At 54.2% G+C, this 15,379-nt stretch carries 18 protein-coding genes; 7 read left to right on the top strand and 11 right to left on the bottom strand.

The features are described 5' to 3' along the window. Positions 1–164 precede the first annotated feature (164 nt). From PHN51_03050 to PHN51_03035, 4 genes are all read right to left on the bottom strand, one after another. Positions 165–356: a ferredoxin gene (locus PHN51_03050; GenBank protein ID MDD2817758.1), complete on the bottom strand. Its 192-nt coding sequence runs from the start codon at positions 354–356 to the stop codon at positions 165–167. A gap of 2 nt (positions 357–358) precedes the next feature. Continuing rightward, positions 359–1,579: a cytochrome P450 gene (locus PHN51_03045; GenBank protein MDD2817757.1), complete on the bottom strand. Its 1,221-nt coding sequence runs from the start codon at positions 1,577–1,579 to the stop codon at positions 359–361. Positions 1,580–1,596: 17 nt separating this feature from the next. Then, positions 1,597–1,935 (bottom strand): ferredoxin family protein, encoded by a 339-nt coding sequence (locus PHN51_03040; GenBank protein MDD2817756.1) that lies wholly within the window; start codon positions 1,933–1,935, stop codon positions 1,597–1,599. 271 nt (positions 1,936–2,206) lie between these two features. Continuing rightward, positions 2,207–2,893 (bottom strand): helix-turn-helix domain containing protein, encoded by a 687-nt coding sequence (locus PHN51_03035; GenBank protein ID MDD2817755.1) that lies wholly within the window; start codon positions 2,891–2,893, stop codon positions 2,207–2,209. Positions 2,894–3,044: 151 nt separating this feature from the next. Between PHN51_03035 and PHN51_03030 the strand changes: the two genes are divergently transcribed. From PHN51_03030 to mftF, 3 genes are all read left to right on the top strand, one after another. Next, positions 3,045–4,253 carry an FAD-dependent oxidoreductase gene (locus tag PHN51_03030; GenBank protein ID MDD2817754.1) on the top strand — a complete coding sequence of 403 codons (1,209 nt, stop codon included), beginning with the start codon at positions 3,045–3,047 and terminating at the stop codon, positions 4,251–4,253. A gap of 120 nt (positions 4,254–4,373) precedes the next feature. After that, complete coding sequence (locus tag PHN51_03025; protein ID MDD2817753.1) at positions 4,374–5,240, top strand: mycofactocin-coupled SDR family oxidoreductase; 867 nt, start codon at positions 4,374–4,376, stop codon at positions 5,238–5,240. A gap of 106 nt (positions 5,241–5,346) precedes the next feature. Further along, positions 5,347–6,852 (top strand): mycofactocin biosynthesis glycosyltransferase MftF, encoded by a 1,506-nt coding sequence (gene mftF / locus PHN51_03020; GenBank protein MDD2817752.1) that lies wholly within the window; start codon positions 5,347–5,349, stop codon positions 6,850–6,852. Here the strand turns inward: mftF and mftE are convergent. Genes mftE through mftR form a run of 3 tightly spaced genes read right to left on the bottom strand, consistent with a single transcriptional unit; the run spans position 6,778 to position 8,860 of the window. Continuing rightward, on the bottom strand, positions 6,778–7,461 hold the full coding sequence (mftE, locus tag PHN51_03015; protein MDD2817751.1) for a mycofactocin biosynthesis peptidyl-dipeptidase MftE: 684 nt from the start codon (positions 7,459–7,461) through the stop codon (positions 6,778–6,780). The two genes, mftF and mftE, sit on opposite strands and share 75 nt — an antisense overlap. After that, a complete protein-coding gene (locus PHN51_03010; GenBank protein ID MDD2817750.1) occupies positions 7,458–8,258 on the bottom strand; it encodes an SDR family oxidoreductase in 801 nt (266 codons plus the stop codon). The genes mftE and PHN51_03010 overlap by 4 nt, the downstream gene beginning before the upstream one ends. After that, positions 8,255–8,860, bottom strand: a complete 606-nt coding sequence (gene mftR, locus PHN51_03005; protein MDD2817749.1) for a mycofactocin system transcriptional regulator — start codon at positions 8,858–8,860, stop codon at positions 8,255–8,257. Before mftR ends, PHN51_03010 begins: the two co-directional genes overlap by 4 nt. A gap of 130 nt (positions 8,861–8,990) precedes the next feature. On the opposite strand from mftR, the gene mftA reads away from it, so the two are divergent. The 4 genes from mftA to mftD are packed head-to-tail and all read left to right on the top strand — an operon-like array spanning position 8,991 to position 11,824. Next, entirely contained in the window at positions 8,991–9,083 is a 93-nt protein-coding gene (gene mftA / locus PHN51_03000; GenBank protein ID MDD2817748.1) for a mycofactocin precursor MftA, read from the top strand. A gap of 8 nt (positions 9,084–9,091) precedes the next feature. Then, complete coding sequence (mftB, locus tag PHN51_02995; GenBank protein ID MDD2817747.1) at positions 9,092–9,400, top strand: mycofactocin biosynthesis chaperone MftB; 309 nt, start codon at positions 9,092–9,094, stop codon at positions 9,398–9,400. After that, positions 9,397–10,635 carry a mycofactocin radical SAM maturase gene (gene mftC, locus PHN51_02990; protein ID MDD2817746.1) on the top strand — a complete coding sequence of 413 codons (1,239 nt, stop codon included), beginning with the start codon at positions 9,397–9,399 and terminating at the stop codon, positions 10,633–10,635. Before mftB ends, mftC begins: the two co-directional genes overlap by 4 nt. 16 nt (positions 10,636–10,651) lie before the next feature. Further along, positions 10,652–11,824, top strand: coding sequence for a mycofactocin biosynthesis FMN-dependent deaminase MftD (gene mftD / locus PHN51_02985; GenBank protein ID MDD2817745.1), 1,173 nt, complete (start codon positions 10,652–10,654; stop codon positions 11,822–11,824). An 86-nt stretch (positions 11,825–11,910) separates the two neighbouring features. Here mftD and PHN51_02980 read toward each other — a convergent pair whose 3' ends face one another. From PHN51_02980 to sdhC, 4 genes are read right to left on the bottom strand one after another with little or no spacing between them, the layout of a single operon-like run. Continuing rightward, positions 11,911–12,660: a succinate dehydrogenase iron-sulfur subunit gene (locus tag PHN51_02980; protein MDD2817744.1), complete on the bottom strand. Its 750-nt coding sequence runs from the start codon at positions 12,658–12,660 to the stop codon at positions 11,911–11,913. Next, a complete protein-coding gene (gene sdhA / locus PHN51_02975) occupies positions 12,660–14,414 on the bottom strand; it encodes a succinate dehydrogenase flavoprotein subunit (protein MDD2817743.1) in 1,755 nt (584 codons plus the stop codon). The genes PHN51_02980 and sdhA overlap by 1 nt, the downstream gene beginning before the upstream one ends. A 31-nt stretch (positions 14,415–14,445) precedes the next feature. After that, positions 14,446–14,865 carry a succinate dehydrogenase hydrophobic membrane anchor subunit gene (locus PHN51_02970; GenBank protein MDD2817742.1) on the bottom strand — a complete coding sequence of 140 codons (420 nt, stop codon included), beginning with the start codon at positions 14,863–14,865 and terminating at the stop codon, positions 14,446–14,448. After that, complete coding sequence (sdhC, locus tag PHN51_02965; protein MDD2817741.1) at positions 14,862–15,254, bottom strand: succinate dehydrogenase, cytochrome b556 subunit; 393 nt, start codon at positions 15,252–15,254, stop codon at positions 14,862–14,864. The genes PHN51_02970 and sdhC overlap by 4 nt, the downstream gene beginning before the upstream one ends. Positions 15,255–15,379: the final 125 nt, after the last annotated feature.

Raw genomic sequence — 15,379 nt, 5'->3', positions numbered from 1 at the left:
TGGTGGAACCACGACCGCATCCAGGAACGACTGAAGGGATTGAGCCCGGTCGAATACCGGACCCAATCCCTTCAAGTAGCCTGAGCCCACTCCCGCAATGAACTCCAACTTTCGGGGTTCAGTTCAGATGGATACCGGCCCTTCGTTATTGCTTGAGTAGGCAGTTACTCCGAGATAGTGATTGCGCGCTCTGGGCAGGTATTGACCGCCTGACGAACCTTTTCCTGCAAGTCTGCAGGAATCTCAACCATCAACAATTCACCGCGACCGCGATCATCATCTGTGAAGACTTCTGGGGCGATTTCATAGCAACGTCCGTGCCCTTGGCACAGATCTACATCAATTGCGACCTTCATTGTTATCCCTTCGTCTTCCACTGAAGTGGCAAGTAATCAATTCCGCGAAGTGCTGATGGCACCCATTCAATGGTTTCACCCGGCTTGACTTCGTAGAACGGAATGCGCTTGTGCCATTCGCGAATGACGGTGCGCAGTTCCATTCGTGCCAGGTGTGAACCGAGGCAACGGTGTGGTCCTGCTCCGAAGGCAAGGTGTGCCTTGTCACCGCGAGTGAGGTCAAGGTTGAGTGACTCTGGCACTTCTTCCTCAACGTTGCCTGAAGCCAAGCACGCAACCATGAAGGTGCCCTTGGAAATTGGGCAGCCACCAAGTTCGGTGTCTTCCTTGGCAACGCGCATCACGCTCATCACTGGGGTTTCCCAGCGAAGGAGTTCTTCAACAACGTTCTCAACCTGTGATGGATCGTCATGGAGAAGTTGTTGGGTCTCAGGATGCGTTGCGATGTAGTAGAACATCGCCTGCAAAGAGATGGTTACGGTGTCCAGACCTGCTGCGAGCAGGAAGAACAACACACTGCACTGCTCTTCTTCTGTGAGCTTGCGGCCATCAACTTCGGTTGTGGTGAAGTAGGTGATCAGATCGTCGCGTGGGTTGACCTTGCGATCTTCAACTTCTGCAGCGAAGCGAGCGAACATCTGCGGCACAACTTCTGCCTGAATGCGCTGGCCTTCGGAGAAAGAGCCACCAACGATTTCTGGGCGGATCAGTACGTCTTTCCAGTAAATCAACATCTGAAGTTCTTCAGACGGCAAACCAAGCAGATCTAGGAAGGTCATGCAAGGCAGTGGCACTGCAAGGCCTTCATTGACTTCAACTTCGCCGTTGTCGATGAATGCATCAATGAACTTGTTAACTGCAACTTCAACCTTTGGCTGGAGTTCGGCCATCTTCTTTGGTGAGAAGAGTGGGTCGAGCAAGCGGCGGTACGTGGTGTGTAGCGGTGCCTGAATTTCTTGCGGAATTGCATGCACATCTGGGCCGTACGCGAATACCTCACTTGAGTAGGTATCAACATCGCGCAGCAACTGACCGATGTCATCGCGGTGCAGCACTGCAGCGGTTGGGCCCTTCTTGCCACCAGCCCAGCGGTGCGTTTTGAAGTCAATGCGACCTTCTTTACGCAAATTGGCGTAGTAGCCACGTGGATCAGATGAGCGCTCTGCTTGCCATACGGCAAACGGCGATACTGGCCGTGGCTCTTGGGTCGTTGATTCCGCCATCGTGATCTCCTTCGGCTTTACTTCGTTGGGCTGTTGCGTACAAGTTCAGTGTCAACGCCAATGCGCCCCGAGTTACGTGCACCCATGGGCTTACCCAATGGTGCATCGCGACCGTCGAGCACGTCGGTGAAGAAGCGTTCGTTTTCTGCTTGCCAGTGTTTCATTTCTTGTGGCAAGTCGTCTTCGTAATGAATGGCTTCACTTGGGCACACGGGTTCACATGCGCCGCAGTCGATGCATTCGTCCGGATTGATGTACAGCATCCGGTCGCCTTCATAAATACAGTCGACCGGACATTCCTTTGTGCACGTCCGATCAAGGACGTCGATGCAAAGTTCGGTGATGACGTACGCCACCTGGGAGCTCCTCAAACGTGTGGTGCTAGTTCACGCGACAACACGACCGTGTGTATCACTTGAGAGACAACCTTGGTCGATCGTCCTAGCGCTGAATTCCGGAGCATACTTTCGAGTCGTGAGGTGGGGCAAGGGTTTGTGTCAACTAATCCTCGAAGATTTTGGTAAATCGTGAGGGGTTACACGGTGCTCAGACTTGAGACTCAAGAATGAGACATCTCATGAGAGAGATCACGATTGTGGTCTCGCGGTCTGGATTCCTTGAGACGCCCTAGGCGCGAAAGGTGTAGCGGCCAGCCACGATTGAGACGTTGACCTCTTGGAGTCGGCCTTGGACGTCATCGAGGAGGGCTCGCACCTGAGAGCGCAGGCGCCCATCGGCATTTCCGGGAGGATCCAGAACTGGAATGACGAAGTTTTGTACCCACTGCCGGGCTTGATCCTCCGTGAGCCGCTTGCGAGTGAGCAGATGGAGCTGCTCGAGCAGCCAGGTAATGAGCTCGTCGGCCGAGAGGTCGTCTCGGACCTGACCTGCGCGCTGGCCCTCTTGCAAGGTCGGCAGCAGGATCGATGCCATCAGCCCCTGCACGGCTTCTATTAACCCCGCGGTGCGCGGTGACTTCATCAACATCTGTAGGTGTCGATCTTGGATTGTTTGGCGGATGGTGAACGCAAAGATCTCTTCCACTTGCTGTGCCACCGTTGTCGCACGAGCAACGGCCTCGCGACATTGATCAGCATGACCACTCACAAGAGCAAGTGCTGTGCGCCGCAACAGCTCTTCACGTGAACCCAGATACCGATACGCAGTTGCTCGAGAAACTCCAGCAGCTTTGGCGACTGCTTCGACGGTGACGTCATTGATGTCGGTGCCTTCTAGTGCTTGCAAATGCTCCATCAGCCCAGCATCGAGGCGTTGTTGCACGGTCTGATTCAACGTTTCGGTGGCTATGGACACGAATAGTTCCTTTGGTTGCGCGTGGGGAGACAAATCCTATGAATGAGTCTTGGGAATGTCTCAAAGTAGAGACAATCAATGGAAATCGTCAATCCTTGTCGCCAGGAATGAACCCATAAGGTGACGCCACGAGAAAAGCTGGAGGGTTGTAGTGAAGTCAAACGGTGTAGTCGTGATCGTGGGTGCAGGTCTTGCGGGTATTCGCACGGCAGAGGAATTGCGCCGCCTTGGGCACACGGGTCGCCTCGTGATGGTGGGGACCGAAGCATTGCCACCTTATGACCGACCGCCCCTTTCCAAAGGTGCGCTTGCAAAAGAAGGCGCCACACCACCATTTCTCTTGGCGCAAGATGCACTTGATGCACTCAATCTTGAATTGCAGCTCAGCACAGAAGCTGTGGGTGTCGACACTGTTGCGCACACGGTTGCACTTGCTGATGGAAGTTCAATTGATTACGACGTACTTGTGATCGCGACAGGTGCGCACCCGCGCATGCTTCCCGGTGCACCTGTGCGCGATGGATTACATGTATTGCGCACCTTTGATGATTCACAGCGCATTGCCGCGGACATTCGCCGAGGTGGACGCTTAGTCGTGATTGGTGGGGGCTTCATTGGTTGTGAAGTTGTTGCAACAGCACGTTCTATGGGCGCTGAGGTTTCCATGATTGAAGCGCTCTCAACTCCGTTGCAGTTGCCTGTCGGTCAATTTATTGGCAATTACGTTGCTGATTTGCATCGTGAACAAGGCGTTGATCTACATTGTGATTCGCTTGTGACACGTTTAGTAGGCGATGAGCGCTTGGAAGGCGTTGAACTCTCAACTGGTGAAGTCATCGAATCCTCTGCAGTGGTTGTTGGCTTAGGTGTTGCTCCAAGCGTTGATTGGTTAAAGGATTCTGGCTTACATATTGACAACGGTGTTCGTTGCGATTCATCCGGTCGAACTTCTGCAACTGATGTTTTCGCAGTTGGCGATGTAGCGCATTGGAAGTCCACAACTGGGCGCGAAGGTCGTCATGAGCACTGGACTTCGGCAATTGATCAGGCCCGTGTGGTTGCGGCCAATATCTTGTCCAGCGGCGATGACCCCCTTGAGCAACTCCACGATCTGCCGTACTTCTGGAGCGACATGTACGGACTCAAACTTCAAGCCTTGGGTTGGCCGGGTGGTTCATATGAAACCCATGTGATGCATCTTGGGCCCAATAAAGACAAGCTTGTGGTGCTCTATAGCGATGATGATCGTTTCATTGGCGCTGTCGGAATCAGTGCGCCGCGCATCGTGATGTCCACCCGAGCCTTACTCCAAACCAGCACCTCAATTGACGAAGCTAAGGCGACCTTGCTGTCTGCCTAATTCGGGTGAAACTGGTTCGCAAAAACTGTTGTGGCCCGTCGCATTCATTGCTAGCGTCGTCTCACTCGCGAGACAGAACCTCATTCTGTCCGCTTCTTTTCAGTCTCTAAGGAGTTACACATGGCCGGTCGGGTCGAAGGCAAGGTTGCAGTAGTCACGGGCGCTGCTCGTGGACAAGGTCGTAGTCACGCGGTGAAGTTGGCCGAAGAAGGCGCCGACATCATTGCCCTGGACTGGTGCCAAGACCTCGCAACCGTGAACTACCCACAGGCTGGCGTAGAAGATCTTGCAGAAACCAAGCGCATCGTTGAAGCCCTTGGCCGTCGCATCGTGACCTTTCAGACCGACGTGCGCGATCGCAATGCTGTGATGGATGCAGTTAATGCAGGCGTCAGCGAACTTGGTCACTTGGAAGTTGTTGTGGGTAACGCTGGTATTGCTCCCCTTGGTCGCGACATCGCACCAACAGCCTGGTTTGACTCCGTTCAGGTCATGCTGTCTGGCGTAACAAACGTGTTCGAGGCTGCCTTCCAGCACATGCATGAAGGTGCATCAATGATCGGCATTGGTTCGGTTGCCGGTTTGATGCCAGGCGGCACCGATACTCCATCAAGTGGACCTGGTGGTGGCGGTTACTCACATGCAAAGCGCGGCGTTGCTCGTATGGTTCATGACCTTGCCATGCATATGGCGCCTCTCATGATTCGCGTAAATGCGATTCACCCAACAAACTGCAATACCGACATGCTGCACAGCCCAGCGATGTACAAGACCTTCCGCCCAGATCTTGAGAACCCAACTCGCGAGCAGGCAACGAAGGCTTTCTACGCACTCCAGCGCATGCCAATTCCATATATCGAGCCAATCGATATCAGCAACGTGGTGCTGTTCCTTGCTTCTGATGAGTCACGCTACGTGACAGGTCAGCAGATCAAGGTTGATGGCGGCGGTTTGCTTGCGGCCAGTAACTCAGGCGCTCCTCAGTAAGCACAAGTAGTTGAAGGTGGGTGCGGATCTTTCGGGATTCGCACCCACCTTGTTTTATGTCACGATATGAAACAGTGCACGAATTGACGCTCGAAGGGCGATGGCGATGACGATTGAGAACGCACCGGTGGTGGTGTGGGATCAACGCGCGCGTTTATGGTCAAGCGGCAGCTATGCAACTGGCGGATCTCCTTGGGGATTGATTCGCTTGAAGCCGGCAATGCAAGGGTTCGCAAAGGCGCTGGTTTCTGCTGGTTCGCAAGGATTGCGCCCAGCGTCGGAAACTGAAATGCGCGCGGCGCGGGCATTGGTGCATCGTGGCTTGGCGCACCCGCAATCACAGCATCGCCAACATCAGTGGGATGTTGACGTTGTGGTGCCTGCGCATGATCGGGTTGATGCACTTGATGAGTGTTTGCGGTCACTCCAAGGTTTGCGGGTCGTTGTTGTCGATGATCATTCGCAAGATTCAAGCGCAGTGGCTGAAGTCGTCCATCAGCGCGAAGCTCGAGTAATCGTTCGCGAAGTGAATGGCGGCCCAGCGGCTGCGCGAAATTCGGGAATTATTACGACAACCGCAGAGTTCATCGCCTTTGTTGATTCTGATTGCACCGTTCCATCATTTTGGCTCGATGCATTGATGCCGCTGTTTGACGATCCCATGGTCGGTGCAGTTGCGCCGCGTATTCGACCGCGCATTGAAGATGAAAGCTTGACCACAAAGTTTGAAAATGTAGCAAGTGCCCTTGATATGGGTGCACATGCCGAAGTGGTGCGCATCGGTGGGCAGTTGGCGTATCTCCCTGCAGCAGTGATGATCGTTCGTCGTTCAGCGATCCCTGAAGGCGGTTTTCATGAAGAGCTGCGCCTTGGCGAAGATGTTGACTTCATTTGGCGCATGGTTGAACAGGGTTGGCAGGTTCGATACGAACCGAGAGTCATCGTCGAGCATGAATTGCGTGGTGACTTTCTCGAGCTGCTTAAACGGCGCTTTGATTACGGCACCTCAGTAGTTGATTTAGACACTCGGCATCCTGGCGCTTTAACTCCAGCACGTATTTCAGGTTGGAATCTCATCGCTGCTGCAGGCGTTGCCATGGGTCAACCCGGAATCGTGTTGTCAGCATTAGGTACCGCAACGCATGTCTTGCAAGACAAGCTTCATCGCGAACATGCGCCGCTCGTGCTCACGCCATTCTTTGTAGCCAAGACGCTGCAGGCGGATGCTCATGCAGCGGGGCATATTTTGCGTCGCGAATATTGGCCACTTGGTTGGGCTCTGTTGGCAGCAAGCCCAAAGGCTCAAGGCGTTGGCGGTCGAGTGGCAAAGCTTGCTGCTGCATCGATGGTGTTGCCGCTTCTTCATGAATGGCGCATAACAAAGCCAGATATTGATCCGGTGCGATTTATCGGAATGCGCTTACTGGCCGATGCTGCTTATGGTTCAGGAGTGTTGGCGAAGAGTGCGCAAAGTCGATCGATTCGAGCGTTGAAACCACAGGTGCGGTTCCCGCTGCCCACAGCCAGGCCAGCCCTATCAGATGAGCGCGATAAGGGCGTCATAACGAGCAAGAGCCTGGTCAACAGCTTGAAGAAAAAGTTTTTCGCCTAATTGTGCAGTTGCCTGAGTTGGATCACCCAAGATTCCGTTAGCACTGATTGCTCGAACGCCGCCATCTTGCATGGACGCGAGAATTTCATTGAGCAGTTGCGTGTTACCAGGTTCAGCACGATCGAACTTCACTCGCGTTGGGTCAAGATGCAACATCAACGAGGTTTCCTGATAACCCGCATGTGTGTCACGAGCATCGCCACGCAATCCGGTGTACGCAACGAGGTAACTCTCAGCTTTGGCAAGATTGAGCGCTGCGGTTAGGGCCTCGCTATTACCGCCGTGACCATTGACGAAGAGCACGGCCTGCCAATAGCGGCTCGCGTCACGAATGAGTTCGGTCAATACGGTGGTGAGTGCTGCTGTGCCAATGGAAAGTGTGCCGGTGAAGTCACTGTGTTCACCGCTTGCTCCATACGCAACGAGTGGTGCAAGCCCTGAGTTGGTTGTGCGGGCATGAAGCTCATTCGCAATTGCTTGCGCGATCACGCTGTCGGTGTCGAGAGGCAAGTGCGGACCGTGTTGTTCAACACTGCCCAGCGGAATGATTAAGACCTTACGCTCGAGTGCGTGCGCATCAGGCCACGTGAGATCGCCGAGTTCACTCACCCGTGAAACCCACCATCAACCTTCAGCGAAAGCCCGGTAGTTCCAGAAGCCGCAGGGGAGCACAGCCAAGCGACTGCGGAAGCAATTTCACTTGGTTCAAGTAAGCGGCCAAGGCGCTGGTTTTGAATAAATCCATCAGCTGACTTCAAGTCATAGGCAACAGCAGTGCGATTCAAGAGCTGTGTTTTCGTGCTGCCAGGAAGCACAGTGTTTGCAGTGATCCCGGTTGAACCAAGATCTGCTGACAGGGATTTCACAAACCCTTCGGCTGCATGCTTTGCGGCGACATACGAAGCCAACTGCGGCAATCCACGTTCACCTGCAGATGAGGTCACTGCAACAAAGCGACATAGGTGCGGTGTTGGTGATTTCAACAGCACGGGGATTGCTGCCTGAGCAAGGTTCACAACGCCATAGAGATTCACGGCGAGATCAAGATCAAAGGACTCTCGGGATTGTTCCCATGCCCAACCATCCGTTGCAATGATGCCGGCAACAGCAACTGCAACCTGAAGTCGATCTCCGGCAAGTGCCACGAGTGCATTCACATCTTTTGCGCTACGTACATCGCAAATTGCAGTGATGACTTCAGCGCCTTCGTCGCGGCAAGCGTCGGCACTGTCTTGCAGATCATCCTGTGATGCCAATGGGTAACTCAGGCCTGCAACTGATTTTGGATCAGAAACATCGCCGAGTACGAGATCCCAGCCGTTCTTGGCCAACACCAGTGCAACGGCCGCTCCAATGCCGCGTGCGGCACCAGTGACAACAGCAACAGGGCGTGAACTGGCGGTCATGTGACGTCCTTAAATCCGGCGGCTAAAGCGGTGAATGCTTGGGTAAGTAAATCGGAAAGATCCGATCCCTCATCCTGTAGCCACTGTTCGTGCGCGGCAAGTGCGGCCCCAAGGGCTGCATGCCCGACAGTTCGGGGGAGCAGGTGATCACTAGGCACGGCCATCCGCTGAGTGACAAAATCTTCAACAACAGCCCGCCATTGGGTGTAGCGAATACTTGCGCGAGCAGTTAGGGCAGGAACGCTCAGGATCAGTTGCATGCGGGCGCGGTGCGGAATTACTTGATCTGCGGGTAAGTCATTGAAGGCCACCACGGCTTGGCGCAGCGCATCCATCATTGGCACTGAGCTGGGAACTGCGTGCAGATTGGCCGCAAGGCCTGAAAGGGCATCATCGAAGTTGCCCCACACCACGTCGGCCTTGGATTCGTAGTATCGAAAGAAGGTTCGGCGGCTGATGCCAGCTTGGGCGGAGATGTTATCGACACTGGTGTTGTCGAAGCCTTGGGTGACGAACAGGTGCAGGCCGATCTGGCAGAGCTCATCGTGGGTGGTCACAGGGGGGCGACCAGCAATTGGTCGCGTTGGGATGTCGGTGGTCATCAACGCCCCTCTCGTGGTCACTGAAGTGACCTGAGTCACAAAAGAGATCCCTTGGACCCCGTGCTTTCTGCACTCAGTGCCACTACTGTGACGGGTTACAGAAGAAATTGCATCCTTTTTGGAGGAATTCATGAACACTGCACCAGCATCAGTAGTGGTTGAAACCGTCGTTGAAGATCTGCTTGAAGATGTCTCCATCGATGGCATGTGCGGCGTGTACTAAGCCGAACAATGGCTGCTTCTACCGTCATTGAATTGGAGTTCGATGCGGATGCCGCATGGTCCCTGCATGAATCGGTAGCCGTACGACCTGAACGTTTTGGTGCGTTGCTGTATGACTTTCGCACCCGACGTTTGACCTTTGTAAAAGATCCAGTGCTTCAACGTGTGATCGATGCGCTGCCTGATTCACCATCAGCGCGTGCAGCATTGGACATCGCAAATGTTCCTGCAGCTGATCATGATCGCTATTTACAGGCACTTGCTCGTCTTGTTGAGACATCAATGCTGACACCACGGCAAGAAGGAAAACTGGCATGAGTGCACCTACCGTGGCCACTGGGCGCGACCTGCTCGCTGAATTTGAGCGAGGCCTAGATGCGCCCATTTGTTTGACCTGGGAATTGACCTACGCCTGCAACCTGGCCTGTGTGCACTGCCTTTCGAGTTCAGGTCGTCGCGATCCACGAGAGCTCAGCACTGCTGAAGCAAAAGCGATTATTGATGAACTTGAGCGTTTGCAGGTGTTTTACGTCAATATCGGCGGTGGTGAGCCAACGGTGCGTTCAGATTTCTGGGAACTTGTTGACTACGCAGTCGCGCACAAGGTTGGTGTGAAGTTCTCAACAAACGGTGTGCGTTTGGATAAGAAAGCTGCTGCGCGCATTGCTGCTACAGATTACGTCGATGTGCAGATTTCCCTTGATGGTGCAACTGCTGAAGTCAACGATGCAGTTCGCGGTGAAGGATCCTTCAAGACAGCCTTGCAAGCACTCGACAACTTGGCTGAAGCGGGTGCTTCTGATTTCAAGATTTCTGTCGTTGTCACGCGTCACAACGTTTCTCAGCTTGATGAGTTCAAGAAGCTTGCCGATGATCGCGGTGCTTCACTTCGCTTGACTCGCCTTCGTCCATCAGGTCGTGGAGCAGACACCTGGGATGAATTGCATTTGCTGCCAGGTCAGCAACGTGAGTTGTATGACTGGCTCGTTGAGCATTCCGGTGAAGTGCTTACTGGTGACTCGTTCTTCCATCTTTCGGCCTATGGCCAAGCGCTACCTGGTTTGAATCTTTGTGGCGCTGGGCGAGTGGTGTGTTTGATTGATCCGGTTGGCGATGTGTACGCCTGCCCATTTGCGATCCATGAAGAATTCCTGGCCGGCAACCTGCGCGACGCTGGTGGGTTCACACCGATCTGGCGTGAGTCAGCACTCTTTAGCAGTTTGCGTGAACCACAAACCGGTGGAGCCTGTGCATCCTGTGATCACTACAGCTCATGCCGTGGTGGTTGTATGGCAGCAAAGTTCTTTACTGGTTTGCCACTCGATGGTCCAGACCCAGAATGTGTTGTGGGCTATGGCGAGCAAGCTCTGGCAGCACGTGGAGATATTGCGCTACCAAAGCCAATTGCTGATCACAGTCGCAGCATTCCGCTGACTGTAATAAAGCCGAAAAATGCTCCAGTGCCTGCATGCGCAGAAGATCCACTGGTGGGTTTTGACCCAAATGCGCTTGATTCCAGCGAAGTTGCAGTTGCCGCTTCGGCTCTCTCATAAGAAATGTGATTGATCAATGGCAAACGAATGGTTTGAAACCGTAGAGATCGCACGGCAGCGTGCGCAAAAGCGGATTCCAAAATCGGTGTATAAGGCACTGGTTGCTGGGTCAGAAAAAGGTGTCACTCTCGATGCGAACCTCGCAGCGTTTGCTGCGTTAGGTTTCGCTCCACATGTTGCTGGCCAATACGCACAACGTGACCTTGGCGTGCATGTCTTGGGCCAAAACCTTTCAATGCCAGTGATGATTTCACCAACCGGTGTGCAAGCAGTGCACCCTGACGGTGAGGTTGCGGTTGCTCGCGCAGCTGCAGCACGTGGCACAGCGATGGGGCTTTCCTCTTTTGCCAGCAAGCCCATTGAAGAAGTCACAGCAGTGAACTCTCAGGTCTTCTTTCAGATCTATTGGTCTGGCCCGCGTGAACTCATCGCACAGCGGGTGCAGCGCGCGAAGGATGCAGGCGCTGCCGGCATCATCTTGACTCTGGATTGGTCCTTCTCATACGGACGCGACTGGGGCAGTCCGCAGATTCCCGATCGCATGGGTCTGAAGACCATGATCAAGCATTTCCCTGAAGCCGTGCCTCGCCCGCGTTGGCTGTGGAATTACGCCAAGACAGGGCGGCCTCCTGCATTGTCAGTACCAAACATGGCTGGCATCGGGGAGAAAGCACCTACGTTCTTCGAGGCGTATGGCGAATGGATGCAAACACCGCCGCCAACCTGGGAAGACGTGGCCTGGCTGCGTTCACTCTGGGATGCGCCATTCATGCTCAAGGGGATCATGCGCCTTGATGATGCGCGTAATGCAGTTGATGCAGGCGTCAGTGCAATCTCGGTTTCCAACCACGGTGGCAACAACATCGACAGCACTCCGGCCAGCATTCGCGCGTTGCCAACCTTGGCTGATGCTGTAGGGGATCGGGTCGACCTCGTCCTGGATGGCGGCATTCGCCGCGGAAGTGATGCCGTGAAGGCCGTAGCTCTCGGCGCCAAGGCAGTCATGCTCGGCCGTGCCTACCTGTGGGGCCTTGCGGCTAACGGACAGGCGGGCGTTGAGAACGTTCTGGACGTCATGCGCAATGGCATCGACTCAACAGTGCTGGCCCTTGGGAAGCCTTCTGTGGCAGCCCTAGAGCCATCTGATGTGATCGTGCCAAAGGATTTCATTCTTCGCTTAGGCGAGTAGCGAAGCCCCAGTCAACATAAAAGAACCCGAGTAGCCACTGGCCACTCGGGTTCTTTTCTTTGTTTAAGGCTCAGACGCGATGAAATTTAGACCCGACGGAAGATCAGTGCCTTCTTTACTTCGGCAATTGCCTGGGTGATTTCAATGCCACGTGGGCAAGCGTCAGTGCAGTTGAAGGTAGTGCGGCAGCGCCACACGCCTTCCTTTTCGTTCAAGATCTCCAGACGACGCTCAGCTGCAGCATCGCGACTGTCGAAGATGAACCGGTGAGCGGCAACGATTGCTGCTGGGCCAAAGTACTGATCGTCAGTCCAGTAGACCGGGCATGAGGTTGTGCAGCACGCGCACAGGATGCACTTGGTGCCATCGTCAAACTTTGCACGATCTTCAGCTGACTGAATGCGTTCCTTGGTTGGCTCATGACCATCAGGAATCAAGAACGGCAATACCGAGCGGTACGCAGCGAAGAACGGTTCCATGTCGACCACAAGATCCTTCTCAAGTGGCAGACCTTGAATCGCTTCAATGCTGATTGGCTTGGTGATGTCCAGATCCTTGACCAGCGTCTTGCAGGCAAGGCGGTTGCGGCCGTTGATGCGCATGGCATCGGAACCACAAATACCGTGACCACAGGAACGGCGGAACGTCAGCGATCCATCAATCTCGCCCTTGATTCGGGAGAGTGCATCAAGTACGCGATCGGTTGGGTACAACGCGAGCGTGTAGGTCTCGTAATGCGGCTCGGAATCAACCTCTGGGTTGAAACGACGGATCTTGAAGGTGACATCCGATGCCACCAACACTGGGGTTTCTGGAACTACAACTGCAGCAGTCATTAGTACTTACGCTCCATTGGTTGGTAACGGGTGACGACAACAGGCTTGTAATCAAGCTCGACAACCGCGTTGCCTTCTGCTTGCTCCTTGCGGTAAGCCATGGTGTGACGCATGAAGTTCACGTCGTCGCGGGTTGGGTAGTCCTCGCGAGCGTGACCGCCGCGGGATTCCTTGCGTTCAAGTGCGCTCACGACAAGAACCTCAGCAAGATCAAGCAAGAAGCCAAGTTCAATGGCTTCGAGCAGATCGGTGTTGTAGCGAACGCCCTTGTCTTGGATTGAGACATTGCGGAAACGGCGCTGCAATTCTTGAACATCGCTGAGTGCTTGTTTCAGGGTTGCTTCGGTGCGGTACACCTGAGCGTTCATATCCATGGTTTCTTGCATTTCCTTGCGGAGCACTGCAATGCGCTCGCCACCAGTTGATGAACGAAGCATTTCGATCATCGCGATGGTCTTGCCTGCAGGATCTTCAGGAAGGGGAGTGTGGGTAACCGTGTTTGCATAATCCGCAGACGCGATACCTGCACGACGACCAAACACGTTGATGTCGAGAAGTGAGTTTGTGCCAAGGCGGTTTGCGCCATGAACAGAAACACAGGCACATTCGCCAGCGGCGTACAAACCTGGAACAACATCTGTGTTGTTGCGAAGGACGCGAGCATCGATATCTGTTGGGATACCACCCATTGCGTAGTGCGCAGTTGGGAACACTGGAACGAGTTCGGTTACTGGATCTACACCAAGGTACGTGCGCGAGAACTCGGTGATGTCAGGGAGCTTCTCTTCGATCTGCTCACGTGGAAGGTGAGTGAGGTCGAGGTAGACGTAGTCCTTGTTTGGACCAGCGCCGCGGCCTTCACGAACTTCTTGCACCATTGCTCGAGCAACCATGTCGCGTGGAGCGAGATCCTTGATCGTTGGCGCAACGCGCTCCATGAAGCGCTCGCCTGTTGCGTTACGAAGAATGCCACCTTCGCCGCGTGCACCTTCGGTAAGCAGTACACCAAGTCCAGCAAGACCTGTTGGATGGAACTGGTAGAACTCCATGTCTTCCAGCGGAAGACCCTTACGCCAGATGATGCCCATGCCATCGCCGGTCAGAGTGTGCGCGTTGGACGTGGTCTTGAAGACCTTGCCGAAGCCACCTGATGCAAACACCACACTCTTGGCCTGGAAAACGTGGATCTCACCTGTTGCCAATTCATAAGCAACGACACCTGAAGTGGTTTCTTTGCCATCAACTTCAGTGGTGACCAGGTCAAGTACGTAGAACTCGTTGTAGAACTCAACGCCAGCCTTGATGCAGTTCTGGAAGAGCGTCTGCAAAATCATGTGGCCAGTGCGGTCCGCTGCGTAACACGAGCGACGCACTGCAGCTTCACCATGGTTACGGGTGTGACCACCGAAACGGCGCTGGTCAATGCGACCTTCTGGGGTGCGGTTGAACGGAAGACCCATCTTTTCCAGATCGAGGACTGCGTCGATGGCTTCCTTGCACATTACTTCCGCTGCGTCTTGGTCAACGAGGTAGTCGCCGCCTTTAACAGTGTCGAAGGTGTGCCATTCCCAGTTGTCTTCCTCAACGTTGGCAAGGGCAGCACACATGCCGCCCTGTGCTGCGCCGGTGTGCGAACGAGTTGGGTACAACTTAGTCAACACAGCAGTGCGCGCACGGCCACCTGACTCAAGTGCGGCGCGCATTCCTGCGCCACCTGCTCCAACGATCACTACGTCATAGACATGTGTCTGCATGGTGCTTTAGCTCCTAAGCGCTTCGACGGTACTAACCGATGTTTGGATCGAAGGTAAAGATGACAAGGGTTCCGAGAATGATGGTGAAAGCTGATGCTGTGTACAGCAGCATCTTTAACCAGAAACGCACGTTGTTGCGTTCGGCATAGTCATTGATGATCGTGCGAAGTCCGTTAGTGCCGTGAATCATTGCGAGCCACAGCATGGTTAAGTCCCATGCTTGCCAAAACGGGCTAGCCCAACGGCCTGCAACGAAAGCAAAGTTAATGCGCTGAACGCCACCATCAAGAATGTTCATGATGATTAAGTGCCCGAGCACGAGCACAATCAAAATAATGCCGGAGATACGCATAAACAACCACGAGTACAACTCGAAGTTACTGCGCTGGTGGTTACGACCATCGCTGCGCGGAGCTTCGATTGAGAAGCCTGAGTTCACTGTGCTACTCATGATGCGCTCCCGAACAGGTTCTCGAAGGTGTGCTTCATCATGAAGTAGAAGCCCGGAATCATCACGACAAACCAGATAGCCGCAATCACCCAAGTCATCTGACGCTGCAGGCGTGGGCCCTTGCTCCAGAAATCGATGAGGATGATGCGAAGACCATTGAGTGCGTGAAAGAGCACTGCGCCAACCAAGCCAACTTCAAGTAAGTTGACGATTGGGGTCTTGTACGTCGCGATCACTAAGTCGTACGAGTTGGGAGACACGCGCACGAGCGCAGTGTCCAACACGTGGACGAAGAGGAAAAAGAAGACAGCCACGCCAGTGACGCGATGTAGGACCCAAGTCCACATACCTTCGCCACCGCGGTAGAGCGTTCCGACCTTCGAGGTCACGCCCACCTCCTGATGAGTTCAAGATTGCTTCTTGGCATTCAAGATGCAAAGGAAACGATAGCCGTGTCAAAGGGCCACCTGTACCGCGGGATTGCGTGATTACGCTTACATCAACCGTCGGGGTG

Source organism: Candidatus Nanopelagicales bacterium, from assembly GCA_028687755.1.
Lineage (GTDB): Bacteria > Actinomycetota > Actinomycetes > S36-B12 > S36-B12 > UBA11398.
The sequence above is the reverse complement of the archived record's forward strand: the minus strand, read 5'-3'. Positions and strand labels throughout refer to the sequence as shown.